The 16589-nt window shown below is 58.2% G+C and carries 18 protein-coding genes and 1 tRNA gene; 10 read left to right on the top strand and 9 right to left on the bottom strand.

The features are described 5' to 3' along the window. Nucleotides 1–40 precede the first annotated feature (40 nt). Complete coding sequence (locus tag ACXAEW_RS09130) at nucleotides 41–355, top strand: DUF1244 domain-containing protein (RefSeq protein WP_474943014.1); 315 nt, start codon at nucleotides 41–43, stop codon at nucleotides 353–355. 3 nt (nucleotides 356–358) lie between these two features. Here the strand turns inward: ACXAEW_RS09130 and ACXAEW_RS09125 are convergent, their stop codons facing one another. The 4 genes from ACXAEW_RS09125 to dgcN form a co-directional block, all read right to left on the bottom strand. Further along, nucleotides 359–1261 carry a LysR family transcriptional regulator gene (locus ACXAEW_RS09125; RefSeq protein WP_474941022.1) on the bottom strand — a complete coding sequence of 301 codons (903 nt, stop codon included), beginning with the start codon at nucleotides 1259–1261 and terminating at the stop codon, nucleotides 359–361. Nucleotides 1262–1668: 407 nt separating this feature from the next. Then, a complete protein-coding gene (locus ACXAEW_RS09120) occupies nucleotides 1669–2529 on the bottom strand; it encodes a D-amino-acid transaminase (RefSeq protein WP_474941021.1) in 861 nt (286 codons plus the stop codon). A gap of 10 nt (nucleotides 2530–2539) precedes the next feature. Next, nucleotides 2540–3505: an N-acetyl-D-Glu racemase DgcA gene (gene dgcA / locus ACXAEW_RS09115; RefSeq protein WP_474941020.1), complete on the bottom strand. Its 966-nt coding sequence runs from the start codon at nucleotides 3503–3505 to the stop codon at nucleotides 2540–2542. 146 nt (nucleotides 3506–3651) lie between these two features. Then, on the bottom strand, nucleotides 3652–4653 hold the full coding sequence (gene dgcN, locus ACXAEW_RS09110; protein WP_474941019.1) for an N-acetyltransferase DgcN: 1002 nt from the start codon (nucleotides 4651–4653) through the stop codon (nucleotides 3652–3654). Between the two features lie 321 nt (nucleotides 4654–4974). Here dgcN and ACXAEW_RS09105 point away from each other — a divergent pair, with 321 nt between their 5' ends. Continuing rightward, nucleotides 4975–5937, top strand: a complete 963-nt coding sequence (locus ACXAEW_RS09105; RefSeq protein ID WP_474941018.1) for an L-malyl-CoA/beta-methylmalyl-CoA lyase — start codon at nucleotides 4975–4977, stop codon at nucleotides 5935–5937. 619 nt (nucleotides 5938–6556) lie between these two features. On the opposite strand, the gene ACXAEW_RS09100 is transcribed toward ACXAEW_RS09105, so the two are convergent. After that, on the bottom strand, nucleotides 6557–7009 hold the full coding sequence (locus ACXAEW_RS09100) for an Lrp/AsnC family transcriptional regulator (RefSeq protein WP_474941017.1): 453 nt from the start codon (nucleotides 7007–7009) through the stop codon (nucleotides 6557–6559). Between the two features lie 72 nt (nucleotides 7010–7081). On the opposite strand from ACXAEW_RS09100, the gene ACXAEW_RS09095 reads away from it, so the two are divergent. Next, complete coding sequence (locus tag ACXAEW_RS09095; protein ID WP_474941016.1) at nucleotides 7082–7678, top strand: LysE family translocator; 597 nt, start codon at nucleotides 7082–7084, stop codon at nucleotides 7676–7678. Nucleotides 7679–7692: 14 nt separating this feature from the next. Here the strand turns inward: ACXAEW_RS09095 and ACXAEW_RS09090 are convergent, their stop codons facing one another. Next, nucleotides 7693–8619: an AraC family transcriptional regulator gene (locus ACXAEW_RS09090; protein WP_474941015.1), complete on the bottom strand. Its 927-nt coding sequence runs from the start codon at nucleotides 8617–8619 to the stop codon at nucleotides 7693–7695. A 406-nt stretch (nucleotides 8620–9025) separates the two neighbouring features. Between ACXAEW_RS09090 and ACXAEW_RS09085 the strand changes: the two genes are divergently transcribed. Continuing rightward, nucleotides 9026–9988, top strand: a complete 963-nt coding sequence (locus tag ACXAEW_RS09085; RefSeq protein ID WP_474941014.1) for an acetyl-CoA carboxylase carboxyltransferase subunit alpha — start codon at nucleotides 9026–9028, stop codon at nucleotides 9986–9988. Between the two features lie 189 nt (nucleotides 9989–10177). Next, nucleotides 10178–10777, top strand: a complete 600-nt coding sequence (locus ACXAEW_RS09080; RefSeq protein WP_474941013.1) for a rhodanese-like domain-containing protein — start codon at nucleotides 10178–10180, stop codon at nucleotides 10775–10777. Between the two features lie 68 nt (nucleotides 10778–10845). Here the strand turns inward: ACXAEW_RS09080 and ACXAEW_RS09075 are convergent, their stop codons facing one another. Continuing rightward, entirely contained in the window at nucleotides 10846–11244 is a 399-nt protein-coding gene (locus tag ACXAEW_RS09075) for a DM13 domain-containing protein (RefSeq protein WP_474941012.1), read from the bottom strand. A gap of 149 nt (nucleotides 11245–11393) precedes the next feature. Here ACXAEW_RS09075 and ACXAEW_RS09070 point away from each other — a divergent pair, with 149 nt between their 5' ends. Beyond that, on the top strand, nucleotides 11394–11960 hold the full coding sequence (locus ACXAEW_RS09070; protein ID WP_474941011.1) for a TetR/AcrR family transcriptional regulator: 567 nt from the start codon (nucleotides 11394–11396) through the stop codon (nucleotides 11958–11960). 11 nt (nucleotides 11961–11971) lie between these two features. On the opposite strand, the gene ACXAEW_RS09065 is transcribed toward ACXAEW_RS09070, so the two are convergent. Continuing rightward, nucleotides 11972–12631 carry a GntR family transcriptional regulator gene (locus ACXAEW_RS09065; protein ID WP_474943013.1) on the bottom strand — a complete coding sequence of 220 codons (660 nt, stop codon included), beginning with the start codon at nucleotides 12629–12631 and terminating at the stop codon, nucleotides 11972–11974. A 123-nt stretch (nucleotides 12632–12754) separates the two neighbouring features. Here ACXAEW_RS09065 and ACXAEW_RS09060 point away from each other — a divergent pair, with 123 nt between their 5' ends. Beyond that, on the top strand, nucleotides 12755–13378 hold the full coding sequence (locus ACXAEW_RS09060) for a glutathione S-transferase (RefSeq protein ID WP_474941010.1): 624 nt from the start codon (nucleotides 12755–12757) through the stop codon (nucleotides 13376–13378). Here the strand turns inward: ACXAEW_RS09060 and ACXAEW_RS09055 are convergent, their stop codons facing one another. Beyond that, nucleotides 13379–14062 (bottom strand): M48 family metallopeptidase, encoded by a 684-nt coding sequence (locus ACXAEW_RS09055; protein ID WP_474941009.1) that lies wholly within the window; start codon nucleotides 14060–14062, stop codon nucleotides 13379–13381. Nucleotides 14063–14162: 100 nt separating this feature from the next. Here ACXAEW_RS09055 and ACXAEW_RS09050 point away from each other — a divergent pair, with 100 nt between their 5' ends. The 3 genes from ACXAEW_RS09050 (at nucleotide 14163) to ACXAEW_RS09040 (ending at nucleotide 16181) form a co-directional block, all read left to right on the top strand. Then, nucleotides 14163–14486, top strand: coding sequence for a TIGR02300 family protein (locus tag ACXAEW_RS09050; protein ID WP_474941008.1), 324 nt, complete (start codon nucleotides 14163–14165; stop codon nucleotides 14484–14486). A 247-nt stretch (nucleotides 14487–14733) separates the two neighbouring features. Beyond that, nucleotides 14734–14809, top strand: a tRNA-Ala gene (locus ACXAEW_RS09045). Between the two features lie 511 nt (nucleotides 14810–15320). Then, nucleotides 15321–16181 (top strand): ATP-grasp domain-containing protein, encoded by an 861-nt coding sequence (locus ACXAEW_RS09040; protein ID WP_474941007.1) that lies wholly within the window; start codon nucleotides 15321–15323, stop codon nucleotides 16179–16181. Nucleotides 16182–16589 lie beyond the last annotated feature (408 nt).

The raw sequence follows: 16589 nt of genomic DNA, 5'->3' as shown, positions 1-16589 counted from the left end.
GCCAAGATTTCCGCCGGAGAACCCCATGGACCAGCCAAACATCGACCCGCAAACCGAGATTGAACTGCAAGCCGCCGCCTTTCGTCGCCTGCAGCAACATCTGATGCAGGACCGCACCGATGTCCAGAACATCGACATGATGAACCTTGCCGGTTTCTGCCGCAATTGTCTGAGCCGCTGGTATCAGGAAGCCGCAAATGAACGCGGCATCGAGCTCGACAAGACCACTGCCCGCGAGATTTTCTATGGCATGACCATGGAGGACTGGAAGGCGAATTACCAAACCGACGCCAGCGCCGAAAAACAAGCCGCGTTTGAGACTGCGTTCACGGAAAACGTCACCAACAAGGGCTGACCCTCAGCCTGCAAAACTGCGCTGGATCACCTCTCGGATCCAGCGGTTGCGCGGTGAGTTTTCATGGCGCCGGTGCCAGACCAGATCAAAGGGAATGTCCGGCATCGCAAAAGGGACCGGACAGGTTGCGAATTCGGCCAAGACGCCCTGATGCAGCTTACTGGGTAAGGTTGCCACCATTTTGGTTCCCCGCATCGCCTCGGCCAGAAGCCAGACGTTGGGAACCCCCATTGTGACCTCACGGCGGATCGCAAATTCGTCCAGACGCTGCTCCACCGTGCTTTTTGTCCGCCCACCAAAGTCCAGAATGATATGGGGCGCGGCGCCATATTCTTCGACCGTAGTCACCGGCCCGCGTTCGCTGGGATCGTAAAAGACGGATGAGGTATCCACATAAAGCCCATCGGAACGCAGCGTCTTGGGGTAGCTGTTCAGACGCGGTACAAGCGCCGCATCCAAATCCATCCGGTGCATGCTCTCTTCCAGATTGTCCCGCGCGCCCAATTCCCGAATGGTCACCTGTTTCATCGGCACACTGTCCCAGATGGCCGATTGGATCGTCCGCGCCGCAATTGCCATGGCGCCACCGTTCATGGCCAACACAATCGGGTTTTGATCCTGGATCGGAAAGTATTCCTCGTTTTCGCCAAGCGCCTGAAGATCAGCCATGATCTTGCGCATCTGCGGCGCAATCCGCGTGGCCGCCGCCGTTGGAACGATCCCGCGCCCGGACTTCTGGAACAGCTCGTCTCCCAGAACACCCCGCAGTTTTTCAAGCGTATGGCTCACACTGGACTGGCTGACATCCAGCTTCAAAGCGGCCTGGCTGACCGAAACTTCGTCATAAACCGCCAGAAAAACGCGTAATGTTTGACCATTGATCTGCGATATATCGATTTTTGTCATGTATTAATCTATCGCTTCGATTGCTTTTGTCCGAACAACTGATGCAAAGTTTAATGAAATCTGAGGTCTAAAACCACTAAACTCTGCAATGCTTCATTCGAAATCACCCAAAATGTCCCAGACGGATGCTTCCGGAGTAGGACCACAGCCTTTGGCGGAACCGGGCCTCAAGCCCTTGGTTGACCACGCCATAGATTGTGCGCGGAATTTCGATTTTCAAGCCGCTAAAAAGGCTCTGGAACAGGCAAAGAAGCGCCTGGAAGAATAACGCAAAGACATCGGATTTTGCTGACACCTTTCAAAAAGCAAAACCACCACTCACGCGCGTGTGTCAGCATCAAAGAGGGCCGTCCCTTATTTCAGGGGCGGCCCTTTGCTTTTTGAAACACTTTCGCCGTCTGTCCGGATCAGATCGCCTCTTTCAGGCTTTCTTCCAGATAGATCTCACGCAGGCGCTTGGCGATCGGGCCCGGTGTGCCGTCACCAAGCTGCACACCGTCGATTTCCACAACCGGCATCACAAAGGCAGAGGCCGAGGTTGTGAAGGCTTCATCCGCCTCTTTGGCTTCATCGATGGTAAACAGACGCTCTTCGATTTTCATCTGCGCCTCGTTTGCCATACGCAGAACCGCCTTACGGGTGATCCCATGCAGGATGTCGTTTGACAGCGGACGGGTCACGATCACACCATCTTTGACGTAATAGGCATTGTTCGACGTGCCTTCGGTCACATAACCGTCTTCCACCAGCCAAGCGTCATCGGCGCCGGCTTTCTTCGCCATCATTTTACCCATTGACGGGTACAACAGCTGCACGGTTTTGATGTCGCGACGCCCCCAGCGGATGTCCTCGATCGAGATGACTTTGGCACCCTTTTTCGACGCTTCGCTGTTGGCCAGACCGGGCTTGTTCTGGGTGAACAGCACCAAGGACGGCGGCGTGTCCTCGGAGGGAAAGACAAAGTCACGGTCGCCATCGGACCCACGGGACACCTGCAGGTACACCAGACCTTCGACGATGCCGTTTTCCGCCACCAGCTTGCGGTGGATCTCCAGCAGCTCTTCTTTGCTGCAGGGGGATTTCATGTCCAGCTCGTCCAGCGAGCGCTGCAGGCGCACGGCATGCCCTTCAAAGTCAATAAGCTTGCCATCCAGAACGGATGTCACCTCATAAACCGCATCCGCAAAGAGGAAACCACGATCAAAGATCGAGACCTTGGCTTCGGTCTCTGGCAGGTATTCGCCATTTACATATACTGTACGGGTCATCTCAGTCTCCTTAGCCCCACAGATCGGCCAACGGCGGGTGCACGCCTGCCGTATCAAAAGTCAACGGTTGTTCACGGTCTTCGGCCAACAGAAGCGGGCCGTCAAGGTCTGTGACCATGGCCCCTTGGGCCACCAAGGTCGCTGGGGCCATCGCAAGCGAGGAGCCGACCATGCAGCCGACCATGATTTTGTAGCCCTCAGCCAAGGCCGCTTCGCGCAGCTTCAACGCTTCGGTCAGACCGCCGGTTTTGTCCAGTTTGATGTTGATCACATCATATTTGCCTTTGAGCTTAGCCAGGCTCTCGCGATCGTGGCAGCTTTCATCGGCGCAGACAGGCACGGGCCGGTCCATACCAATCAGCGCGTCATCTTCGCCTGCGGGCAAAGGCTGTTCAACAAGCGCCACGCCCAAACGCACCAGATGCGGTGCCAGATCCGCATAGACCTCTGCTGACCAGCCTTCATTGGCGTCAACAATAATGGTGCTGTCCGGCGCACCGGCACGCACAGCTTCCAAACGCGCCATATCGTCCGGCGTGCCCAGTTTAATTTTTAACAGCGGACGAAATGCATTTTTGGCCGCCTGCGCCTGCATCTCTGCCGGTTCCGCAAGTGACAGCGTATAGGCGGTGATTTCCGGGCCGGGGTTGGGCAGGCCAGCCAGCTCCCAGGCGCGTTTCCCGGCCTGTTTGGCTTCCAGGTCCCAAAGCGCGCAATCGACCGCATTGCGAGCGGCCCCGGATGGCAACAGCCCTTGCAGGTCCGCGCGATCAAAATCCGTTGGCAGGCCGCGAATTTCGTCGGTCACACTATCCAGCGTTTCATTATAACGTGCATAGGGCACGCATTCGCCCCAGCCCACATGACCGTCTTTTTCAACTTTGACCGTCAGCACCTTAGCCTCGGTCCGCGACCCGCGCGAGATGGTAAAGACCTGAGCCAGCTTGAATACGTCTGCGGTGACACTCAACTGCATGTAATACCCCCAATTGGATGCGCCTTTTCGGCGGTCACCCTAGGGCGCACCCGATCAAAGGGCCACCCGTCTTTCATCTTTTTATAAATACTTCCGCCGGAGGCACCCACGATCACCGCAGGCACCCCCGATCGGAAAGAGTCTCATCAGATCGCGGCAAGTGCGTCGACCAGACGGCCCGCACCCTGACGATAGGGGTCAACCGCCGGCAGACCCATTTCCTCTTCGACCTTTGCCAGATAGGCGATCGCCTCCTCTTCGCTCAGGTGCTGCGTGTTCACGGAGATGCCGACAACCTGACAGGCCGGGTTGGATTTCCGCGCCAGCGGCAGTGCGGTGTCGCGCAGCTCTTGCAGGGTCGGCAGGTCAAAGCCCGGAAGACCGCGCATGTGCTCGCGGGTTGGCTCGTGGCACAGGATCAGCGCGTCCGGCTGACCACCGTGGACCAGCGCCATGGTCACACCCGAGTAGGAGATGTGGAACAAGGAGCCCTGCCCTTCTATCAGATCCCAGTGGTCGTCGTCATTGTCAGGGGTCAGATATTCAACCGCACCCGCCATAAAGTCCGCAATCACGGCGTCCAGCGGAACACCTTGGCCGGTGATCAGAATACCGGTCTGGCCAGTGGCGCGGAAGGTGGATTTCATACCACGTTTCTGCATTTCCTCGTCCATGGCCAAGGCTGTGTACATTTTACCAACTGAACAGTCGGTACCAACAGCCAGGCAACGTTTGCCGGTGCGGTTCTTACCGTTTGCAATCGGGTAGGCCACGGTCGGGATACGTACATCGTGCAGGGTGCAGCCGTGGGTCTGCGCAGCAGCAACCAGCTCGTTTTCGTCACGCAGCAGGTTGTGCAGGCCGGATGCGATGTCAAAGCCCATCTCCAGCGCTTTGACCAGCAGTTCTTTCCACGCCGCAGAGATCACGCCGCCCCGGTTGGCCACGCCGATCACCAGTGTCTTGGCACCGGCTTCTTTTGCCTGTTCCAGTGTCATTTCGGTCAAGCCCAGATCCGCGCCGCAGCCCGGCAGGGAAATCTGACCAACAGCGTGATCCGGACGCCAGTCACGGATACCAATCGCCACTTTGGCTGCCAGCATATCGGGCGCGTCGCCCAGGAACAGGAGATAGGGTGTCTCAATCATCTCAGTGCGCTCCGCATAGAATTAAAGTCCAAGGAAACATATAGGATTCGAAACGCGAGGGGTTCCCTGAGTTCGGCCGGAAACTCTCAAAATTTGAAACTTTCCTCGACCATAACGTAAAATACTCGAAGATTATTCCAAAAAGGAGCAACTTTCCGCCGAAGTCTTCGCAAGGGGTGTGATTAATTTTTGGGCAGTTTGTGAACAATGCTGCGCGTGCAAAATCATGATTGCACACCGATGCGAAACTATATATCAATCAAGCAACGCAAAACGACATATCGTTACCTTTACGACTCTATCACTCTGAGGAGCCCCGAGATGAGCTTTCGCATTCAGCCCACCGCCCCGGCCCGCCCGAACCGCTGCCAGCTGTTCGGCCCCGGATCCAACACCAAGCTCTTTGCCAAAATGGCAGCCTCGGCGGCGGATGTGATCAACCTCGACCTTGAGGACTCCGTTGCGCCCTCAGACAAGGATATGGCCCGCGCCAACGTAATCGAAGCGATCAACACCGTAGATTGGGGTACCAAACATCTCAGCGTGCGTATCAACGGGCTGGACACGCCCTATTGGTATCGCGATGTGGTGGACGTGTTGGAACAGGCCGGCGACCGGTTGGATCAGATCATGATCCCCAAGGTGGGCTGCGCTGCGGACATCTATGCGGTGGATGCGCTGGTAACTGCGATCGAAACAGCCAAGGGACGCAGCAAGCCGATTGCCTTTGAGGTGATCATCGAATCTGCGGCCGGCATCGCCCATGTGGAAGAGATTGCCGCCGCCAGCCCCCGCCTGCAGGCGATGTCGCTGGGAGCAGCGGATTTTGCGGCCTCTATGGGGATGCAGACCACCGGGATCGGCGGTACGCAGGAAAACTATTATATGCTGCGCGAAGGTGTGAAGCACTGGTCAGATCCCTGGCACTGGGCGCAGGCCGCGATTGTCGCCGCCTGCCGCACCCATGGGGTGCTGCCCGTCGACGGCCCCTTTGGCGACTTCTCAGATGACGAAGGCTACATCGCGCAGGCCAAACGTTCCGCGACGTTGGGCATGGTTGGCAAATGGGCGATCCACCCGAAACAGATCGCCCTGGCCAATGAGGTCTTTACTCCATCCGAGGAGGCTGTGACCGAAGCACGCGAAATCTTGGCCGCGATGGAAGAGGCCAAGGCCTCTGGTGCCGGTGCAACCGTATATAAAGGACGCCTGGTAGACATCGCCTCGATCAAACAGGCAGAGGTCATCGTAGCCCAGTCCGAGTTAATCGCACAAAGCAGCTGAGAGTTATTTGACATCCCCGGGCACCGCTGATGGGCGGTACTACGCACGGCTATCTCAAACTCTCCTCCATCTCGCCTGCGGCGGGCAGTCTCCTCCCGTCCCTTTTCAAAGTGCCAAGGGCACGTTCGAAAAGCGTTGGGCCGGGCGGGGGGCGCCGAAGGCGCGGCCCCCGCCCCCTTGGCGATGCGCATCGCGCAGCGCAACCCCTTTTTCTTTCTTGTTGCCTTTGGCCCTGACACCTCAGAATCGCGGCACGCGCTTTCCCAGTTAATTCTCGCAATCGGGCTTGTGTCCAACAGCACTACCAGCCGACTGGGAGCATCCCCCGGCCGGTTTGGTCTACTTACTCGCCACGCGCTTTATTCCTGTGCATTCGCGCCTTAGTCACATCATCAATAAGGTGGCGGCGCCGCCAAATCGGAAGATGGGTGGGAGACCCCACAGAACAGACGTCTCTTCTCTCCCCTGTGTGCCAGACCGGGGGCCGTTTCCTGGTGGCGCGGGGATGTCAGGCCCGCACCGGTGATCGATCACGCACCAAATTGCCAAAACGGTCTTAACAAGCGGCAACCGGGGCGTGCGCCGGAGGTGCAACACCTCGGGGCGCGGGCGTTTGGCATCAGCTGCGCAGATCCTTGGGGGATCCCATCACCACATAAGATGTAATCGAGGTGACATAGGGCGCGGTCCCCAGCACATCGGTGTGAAACTGTTTATAACTGGGCAGATCCGCGCATTCGACCCGCAAGAGATATTCGATGGTGCCGGTGATATTGTGGCATTCCACCACTTCGGGCGCATGATCCATCGCACGCTCAAAGGTCTCCTGCGCCTCTTTGGTATGTTCACCCAATCCGACCCCGATATAAGTCACAAACCCCTGCCCCATCGCGGCCCGATCCAGCACTGCCCGGTAGCCCGTAATCACGCCCTGACGCTCCAGCTCCTGCACCCTTCGCAAACAGGCAGAGGGTGACAGGCCAATGCGGTCCGCCAGCTCCAGATTGGAGACCCGACCATCGCGGCTGAGCTCATGCAATATCTGTTGATTTATTCGGTCAATTTTCGCCATTTGTTGCAAGTTATGACAAAATGCGCTGCAGAACACAATTTCATTTGGCCGATCTTCAAGCAAATTCATCAAATGACTTATGACATCTTTCTCGCACTTGCCGGTTTTTCTCTGGGCACCGTCATCACCCCCGGTCCCAACAATCTGATGTTGATGGCGTCAGGGGCGAACTTTGGGTTTCGCCGCACTATTCCGCACATGTTGGGGGTCGGTCTGGGCTTTCCGATGATGATTGTCCCCGTGGGTTTGGGAGTAATGCAGCTGTTTGGCCTTTATCCGCCGCTCATCCGGGTGATGGAGGTAATCTCGCTGGTCTATATGCTGTGGCTTGCGTGGAAGATCGCCAATGCCGCGGCCCCTGGTGAGGCAAGAACCGGCGGCACGCCGATGACTTTCATGCAGGCGGCGGCCTTTCAATGGGTCAACCCCAAGGCCTGGGCCATGGCTCTGGGCGCGATCACTCTCTATGCCACGGACCGCACGCTGGGCGCGATCCTCTGGGTGGCTGGAACCTATGTGCTCATGGCCTGTTTTTCGACCACCGCCTGGACAGTATTGGGCCAGCAGCTGCGCCGTTTTCTGACAAACCCCTTGCGCCTGCGCCTGTTCAATGGCGTGATGGCGGCGCTGTTGGTCTGTTCTCTGATTGCGGCGCTGCTGCTGAAATAAACCCTTCTGTACCTTTAGACGAGACCGTCAGTCCTGGCCCGTTGAAGATGCGGCTGATGCACCAGCGGCAAACAGATCTGCGTCAACAGATCCTCGGGCGCGGTGTCGGCGGGACTATTCAGATAGACCTCATATGGCGGTTCATCGCGCGCCTCTTCACCCGATTGCGGCAACCAAACGCCATAAAGGTATCTGTAGGCCTCATGCAGCCCTGCATAGGGCCCTTTGAACAAGAGAACCGCCGTCTGACCGCCCCGTATTTTACCTTCTGTCAGCGGCGCGCTGACCTGGGCCGTTGCCGTCAGCTCAAGCGCAGCAGCGCTTTTCAACGCCTCTGTCGGCGTGGCATCGGGGTCATCGTAATAGATCCCGATCATCGCCTGCACATCGGGCCACAAGCCACGGCTGCTGGCCAGGACGCTCAGCTGTTCAAAGATTTTGCCAATTTCCATGTAATCGCCTGTATGTGACAGGCAAGCCACGCGGCGGTCCGGCAATGTTTCAAAACGAACATCATACATTTTAGGTACTCCTGGTTTGCGGGGACGGGGCTCGGGACCCAATCTCCCTTGTTGACGAAACTGACCGGGAGGCAGGCCGAAGCTCGCGCGAAAGGCCCGCGAAAAAGCTGGGACGGTGGCATAGCCCGCGTCGGTTGCAATGGCATCCATCTCCATATCCTGCCCCACCAGCTGCATGGCCGCCCGATACAGGCGGATGCGCCGGGTGGCCTGCGCCGCGGTTTCTCCAGTCACCGCATGAAACACCCGGTGAAAGTGAAAACGGGACATGGCGGCCACCTCGGCCAAACGGTCGAGCGAGAGATCATCAGGCGCGGCCGTATGGATGTGTTCAACCACCCGCAGAAGGCGCTTTTCCGTTGCACGCAGGTGCGCCTGACGCGCGGCGTTCGGCTGCGGTTCCTGGGAGAACGTGGTCATGAGATCGAAGCCCTTGTTTTAGTCAGTCTCTGATTTGGGAGTGCCACGAGAGAGCTTACCAAATCTTGCTGAGTTTGCAGGAAGAAGGGGGCAAGCGAGCTTCAGGCACGGACCTTTTATGAACACGAGAGGGCGAACGCTCCCGCATCCACACGCGCACCTCTGGCCTGAGGCCAGAGCGGCCGGTGGATTTTGGGCGTAGCACCGCGCCAAAGGCGCGGTGCTACGCCCAACCGCAAGGGTCCGTCCCTTTGGGACGCGGCCCGCGTGGGCGGGAGAACACCCTTTTGGAGGAAGAAGCATCGCAATCATATAGCCCATCGCCATACGAGCCTTACCTGCCCGGTTGCAATTGCCTTCAGCCAGGGTCATATAGCCTTCGCAAACTGTGCGCGGAGAGGCATCCATGACCAACTATCTCGATTTCGAGAAACCCCTGGCGGAGATCGAAGGCAAAGCCGAAGAGCTGCGGGCTTTGGCGCGGGCGAATGAAGAGATGGACGTGGCCGAAGAAGCGGCCGCACTGGATGCAAAGGCAGAGCAGCTGCTGGTGGATCTTTACAAGGATCTGACGCCCTGGCGCAAATGTCAGGTCGCCCGTCATGCGGATCGTCCGCACTGCAAGGATTACATCAAAGAACTCTTTACCGAATACACCCCACTGGCAGGGGACCGGAATTTTGCGGACGACCTCGCCGTTATGGGGGGCCTGGCACGGTTCAACGACCAGCCGGTTGTTGTGATCGGACACGAAAAAGGCTCGGACACCAAGGGGCGCATCACCCATAACTTTGGCATGGCCCGCCCCGAAGGCTACCGCAAGGCAATCCGTCTGATGGAGATGGCCGGCCGGTTCGGCCTGCCCGTTATTACCCTGGTGGACACCGCCGGCGCCTATCCAGGCAAGGGCGCGGAAGAACGCGGCCAATCCGAAGCGATTGCACGCTCTACCGAAATGTGCCTGAAAATCGGCGTTCCGCTGATCTCGGTTATCATCGGTGAAGGCGGATCTGGCGGCGCTGTGGCCTTTGCCACCGCAAACCGGGTCGCAATGCTGGAGCATTCCGTCTATTCGGTGATCAGCCCGGAAGGCTGTGCCTCGATCCTGTGGAAGGACGCCGAAAAGATGCGCGAGGCCGCAGAGGCTTTGCGGTTGACGGCCCAGGATCTGCTGGAGCTGGAGGTCATCGACCGCATTATCTCGGAACCGCTGGGAGGTGCACATCGGGACCGCACGGCGACACATGCTTCGGTGCGGGGCGCCATCACCAACATGCTGGCCGAACTGAGCGGCCTGGACGCGGATGCGCTGATCAAGGATCGCCGCGCCAAGTTTCTTGCAATCGGCTCCAAAGGTCTGGCTGCCTGAACCAGGCCATTGTCGAACCTGTCAAACCCGGCCCTGGCGCCGGGTTTTTCTGTACCCGGTCCTCACGACATCGTGTGTATGGGGAGCGTGACGCAGTCACATTTGGCCACCCCATCCCCCTGTTATTCTGGAAACAAACACAGGGTGTCGCCTGCCATCTCAGCAAGCGGCCAGCAAAGGATGACGGAAATGGACGAGTTTTCACGCAGAGGGTTTATTGGCGCGAGCGTCGCCTTGGCGGCAGCGGGAGCTGCAAGTGGCGCGGCCGCCGGAGTGATTTCCTCTGACATTGACGCAGACGTGCTCCCGGCGTCAAAAACCACGCCCCTGGGCCTGTACCTGTCCCCCAGTGCTGCCCATCAGGCCATGACGCAGGACCCGGGTATCCTGCTTGTGGATGTGCGCGATCCGATTGAAATCTCCTTTGTCGGCCACCCCGCCGGATTGGACAAGATCATCCCGCTGAACGTGGCAACACATCAGGTGAACCCGCAGACCGGCCAATATCAGATGGCGCACAACCCGCATGTGGTGGCGGAGTTCGAAGCCCTTCTTCGAGGCAAAGGCAAAAGCAAATCCGCCCCGCTGTTTGTCACCTGCCGCTCGGGCAGCCGGTCAGCGGCTGCAGCGCGGATGCTGGTGGAAGCAGGGTTCACCAATGTCTGGAACCTGACCGAAGGGTTCGAAGGAGACAAGGACGCAAACGGGGTTCGTGCTGTGAACGGCTGGCGCAACCGGGGCCTGCCTTGGGGGTATCATCTGGCACCGGGGGTCGCCTGGTCGGCCTGACACAGCATGGAAACAGGGACGTCTGGTGAGAGACGTCCCTGTCCAATCGCCGAAGTTCCGTGAGTGATTTACTTCAGCGCGGCGACGCCGAGCGGCACCGAGAATTTCTTGCACCAGACGTAGACCTCGTTGAAGTCATCGACATTGACGCTGGCGGGAACGATATAGACCTGAACCCCGGTTTTGTTCTGCAGAGCACCAAGGTCTGCGCTGTCTGAAAATACACCGTCCTTGCCAAAACCAACCCGCGGGTCCGGTGCGCCGTCCAGGCTGAAGTCGCTATCCAGGATCACAACTGCGCCACCGTCAGCGGTTTTGACAATCTTCACGCCGCCGGTGGTGACGTGGTCGCTGGCTCCTGTGAATTCTCCGTGAGTTTTGGACTGACCCGCCGTTGCGGAAAGCGGAGCAAAAGCAATCATCGCGGCTGCGACAATACCAAGGGATTTTACAATAACCGATTTCATGTCGTGATCCTGACTGAGGCTTGGGGCAAACGTTTGCCGGTTGAAAACTCTGTACAGGCTGCATAACATTAGGAACCGATCAGTTCCAAATCGCATTTTCGTGATAATGGACCAACTGGTTCCAAACTATGGAGCGAAACGAGGTAACGATGGCACGCCCCCGTGAGTTTGACATCGACACAGCGCTGGCACTGGCGCTAGATGTGTTTTGGGACAAAGGATACGGCGAGACGTCCCTGCCCGACCTTCTGGAGGGTATGAAGCTGACACGCGGCAGCCTTTACAAGGCGTTCACAGACAAGAAGTCGTTATACCTGCGTGTCCTGCGTCAATATGATGAAAAAGCGGTCACCCAAGCGGTTGACCTTCTGACCACCCCCGGCACGGATGGCTGGACACGGATCCAAACGTTGTTTCAGGTCATTACCGATGTAGTGGAGCAAGGAGACCGGCGCGGATGCCTGCTGTGTTCGGCAGCAGCTGGTCCAGCCGCCTTTGACCCGGATATCGGCGCTGCCGTCGCGGCCTCGCTGCAGCGGATGCACAATGGGTTCCAGACTGCAATCCAGGCCTCAAGTCGCCCCCGGAACGCCAAGGGTCTCGCCCATCTTCTGGTCAACCAATACGTCGGGCATCGGGTCATGGCGCGCACCGGTGCGCCACTTGAGGCTCTGCGCCAAAGCAACGCCGCATTGGCCTATCTGTGCACCCGGTAAAGAAACCGCCCCTACCCGACCAGCAGTCGTAACCCTTTTGTCACGTCAGAGCGCACCGCAAGGCGCAGGCTCGGTTCATCCCCGGCCTTGAGCGCGGCGATGATCAGGCGGTGATCCTGTGGCGGTTCGGTGCGGCGCAGGCGTCCGTAAAGGGCACGCATGGTGGGCCCCAGCTGCAACCAGACGGTTTCCGCCATTGCCAGCATCGCAGGCGCCTGAGCACGCAGATAAAGGGTGCGGTGAAATTCCAGATTGGTGCGGATATACCCCACCGCGTCACGTTTCGAGATCATTTCGGCCACGTTGGTGTTGATGTCCTGCAACCGGTCAATCAGCGCCATATGGGCGCGGGGCAAGGCACGCGAGGCCAGCTCGACCTCGATCAGCGCGCGCAACGCCGCCAGTTCTTCGATCCGCTCATTGCTCAGCTCTGGCGTTGAGACCCGCCCCGAGGAGGACAGAAACAGCGCCCCTTCGGCAACCAGCCGACGCACGGATTCCCGCGCGGGTGTCATAGAGACCTCATACTCGCGCCCGATGCCCCGCAGGGTGAGCGCTTCGCCCGGGGCGATCTCTCCATGCATTATCCGCGTACGCAAGGCACGGTAGACGCGATCATGCGCGGCGGTGGTAACGTCAGAGGGGGCGGTGGAACGGCTATTCAATGTCATGGAGGAGCATGTGATCACAAAAACCCAAAGGGTCAACCACAATTACACGTCTCCTGGGATTCGTGTACAGGATCGCCCCAGCTGCCCGTTGCCTGAGGCGGTGGCTTGCGATAGCCAAAGGGAATGACCCAGACACCGCTCCTCTATTCCTTTCGTCGCTGCCCTTATGCCATGCGGGCCCGCCTTGGGCTGGCCGCATCCGGACGTGAAGTCGAACTGCGCGAGGTGGTTTTACGTGACAAACCAGCGGAATTTCTGGCCGTATCACCCTCTGCCACGGTACCCTGTCTGGTCGCCGGATCTGACGTGATCGACGAGAGCCTGGACATTATGATCTGGGCCTTGCAACACTGCGACCCCGACGGATGGCTGAACATGCCCGAGGAGGGCCATACACTCATCACGGAAGCGGATGGCCCATTCAAACAGGCGCTGGACCGGACGAAATACGCGACCCGCTATCCCGGCGAAGACCCCGAAGCCCACCGCGCGACCGCACATGCGTTCCTGACCCGGCTGAATGCGCAGATCGAGACGTGGATCTTTGATCGGCCAACACTCGCGGATTACGCAATACTGCCATTTGTGCGCCAGTTCGCTTTTATCGACAAGCCGCGGTTTGATGCGCAGGACTGGCCTGCAGTACACGGCTGGCTGGACCGGTTTCTGACCTCGGATCGCTTTCAGGCCGTGATGGAGAAGTATCCCCAATGGCAGGCAGGGGATGCGCCGACCGTTTTCCCCTGATCACCCAAACCGATAGCGGTGCAGTTCGCCCCCTTTGATCCGAAGCCATTGGCGCGGCGGTTCATAATTGCCAAAAAGCCGAGTGACCTGATCCCAGAACGCCTGAGAATGATTCATTTCAGCCAGATGGGCGACCTCATGCGCGGCCACATAACGCAGCACGTCCGGCGGAGCGAGGATCAGCCGCCAGGAATACATCAGCGCCCGATCCGACGAACAGGACCCCCAGCGGGAGCGTGTATCGCGCAGGGTGATCCGGCTGTAGTCACGCCCCAGACGGCGCGCATAGTGATCAGAGGCCTCGGCCAGCCGGTCCCGTGCCAGTTCACGTAAGTACCGTTCCAGACTGCGCCCCAGCGACGCCGTGGGCACGGCGATCGTTTCAGGTTCCAGCACCACGCGACGCCCCTCCGCAGCCACCACCCGACGCGGGGTGCCATCCACGGGCAACATCGTGTTGATCCCCACCTGAACCTGCTCTGGCTGTCGCGCCAGATGTTTACGGATCCAGTCTTCTTTCTCGGCCGCAAACGCAAGCGCAGCTTCAGCCCTGAGCCGTTCCGGCATGGTCAGCGTCACCCGCCCGTCCAGTGCAGACACCCGCAACGAGATCCGCCGCGCCCGCGCCGAACGGCGCAGCGTGAGCGGGATCGGAGGATCTCCGGGCAGATGATGATTGGTCATTTGGCGTCCCTTGTTCGCAAAGGCTTTGACAGTCAAACCCTCATATGGCAAGGCACCTGAATCGTCGATACGACTCACAGCATAATCAAGGGGACATCACATGCCCAAGGAAGAATGGGGCGTGAAGCGCGTCTGCCCGACCACCGGCAAGCGTTTCTACGACCTGAACAAAGACCCGATCGTCAGCCCTTATACGGGCGAGATCGTTGAGCTGAACACAGGCAAATCGCGCATGATCGAAGCGGATGCCGAAGATGCGGCCAGCGCAAAGGCCAAGGAAAGCGCAGACGCCGATGATGTCGTACTGGATGATGACGACGACGTGGATGTAGATCTGGGCGATGATATCCTCGAAGAAGATGACGAGGACAACGTGTCACTGGACGACATCGCGGATATGTCCACGCCAGATGACGATTCCTGATCGGAATCGCAAAAGCCCCAATCCCCAAGGGGGTGGATGACGTCAGAGGAGGCCTCAAGTGCCTCCTCTTTTGCGTTTTGATACAGAGGCTTTGCCCCGTTTTTCGAACCAGCATGCCAGGCTGCCCCAAGGAGGCTGTGAAACGCGGAAAAATACCGCCCCTCCTGCATTTTCCTCTTGCAGCCTGAAGGGAGACGGCTTAAACGACCTCTCACACCGCAAGGGACGAAGCCCATGCGGCCATGATGGGGCCTTAGCTCAGTTGGGAGAGCGCTTGCATGGCATGCAAGAGGTCAGGGGTTCGACTCCCCTAGGCTCCACCATTACTTTCCTGTAAATTGTCAGATAGTTCTGCCTTTTTGGTCAGATTTCTTGCCTCTGGCCGCGCGCAACGTGTCACATCTACGGTAATCTCAGTCAGCTTGCTGAAATCCGCGCTTTGTGCACGACGGGCGGAGAGCTGCCGTTCTCCGCGTCTGCGAGAGGCTCATGCTCAAGAAGGATTAGCGGCCATTCAAGCCCGCGTAACCCTCGGAGCGATGCTGCGCACCACACCGATGTCAGCAATGCGCAGCTAGTGACCTTTGCAAAGTCTGGCGATCTGCCACCCGGGCGGCGGTCCAATGCTGCACGAGCAATGGATAGAACAGACCTTCGCCGCATGTGCAGCCACCAATCATCATCGAACGGAAGGGGTGCGGGACTTTGCGACCTTTCGGTGTAGCGTGACGGAGGTTTGCTTCGGGAAATCCGTTCTTATAGCCAGCATAAATCCGTTACGTTGCTCGCGTACGACGTTCAGGGATTTGCGACCACTCGAAGAATAGGAAATCTATGCACATTGCTATTGCAGCCTGTCGGACAAACCCACTGCTTTCTTCTTCAAACAAGACCCTGCAATTGGCTTTGGAAGCAACCGGTGCGCGTGTGTCTGTTCTGAACTGGAATGAACATTCTGCTTCAGATTTTCTATCGTGCGACCTCACCCTATTGAGACAGACTTGGGACTACCAAAACGATCCCGGCGGCTTTGCGGCTTGGTTGGTCAGGCTTCATGCGAACGGTGGTCAAATTGAAACGCGTCCGGACTTGGCCATATGGAACAACGACAAGCGAACGCTTATTGAGCTAGAGGAGGCCGGAGTTCAAATTCCAACGACTTTCCGTTCGGTGGAGGATGCCATAGCAAGCCAAGGAGATCCGGGCCAATTAGATAAATTTGTGCTAAAGCCTGCGTTCGGCGGCGACGGTATCGGCGTAGAACAAACAAGTTACTCTGAAATTGAAACGACGCGAGCAAAGATTCAACAACACCTGCCAGGACGTCCAATCATGGTGCAGGAGTTTCTACCAGAAATCGGAGATGGTGAGTGGAAAATGACATGCATCGACGGCAAGGTTGAACTCGCGGTCCATGCGAAACCGATGTCTGGAGAATTCCGTATCAATTCACGCTTCGGTCCAACAATTGATGCCGCAGAGCCGCCAGATGCTGCCCGATCAGCAGCGGAAAAAATCATGGCGTTTGTTGGAGCGCCTCTTTGCGCACGTGTTGACGGTGTCATGCGCGGGGACAAGTTCATTTGCACTGAGTTAGAGCTTTGCGATCCAGACTTACATCTCCACTACGCTCCAGAGGTCGCGACGATACTTGCGGCTGCAACACTCCGTCGAATGGACACAGCGCAATCCTGACTGCGGGCATTCGTGCTGCGGGCAGCATCCGGTACAAGGGGCTCTGAGCTGCCTTGCGGCGGCGCGGCAGCACGACTGCAGCACAATCGTCTTCAAGCCACATCGGCCAGATGGCCGCAGCCAGCCCTTTCGAGACATTCAAGCGAGGCGGATCAGTGCCACTGCTGCAGGCGCGAAAGAAATCGACGGGTTTCCCAGGAGCGGACCTTCAGGCCGTCTCTACAGATTGAAACTATGCTGCACCACCGCTGATGTCAGCGAAGCGCAGATAGGGACATTTGCAAACTCTGGCCGTTGCGTCAAAGTCGCCATTCGGGACAGATGCACCCAACGACGGCTTGGAGCCCTAAGAAACGGACGTTGTGGGGATGGCTGCTGACAGTGTAATCCAGCGTGCGCTTGGGCTAC

It is taken from the genome of Epibacterium sp. ABZ3_068 (assembly GCF_056159265.1).
The sequence above is the reverse complement of the archived record's forward strand: the minus strand, read 5'-3'. Positions and strand labels throughout refer to the sequence as shown.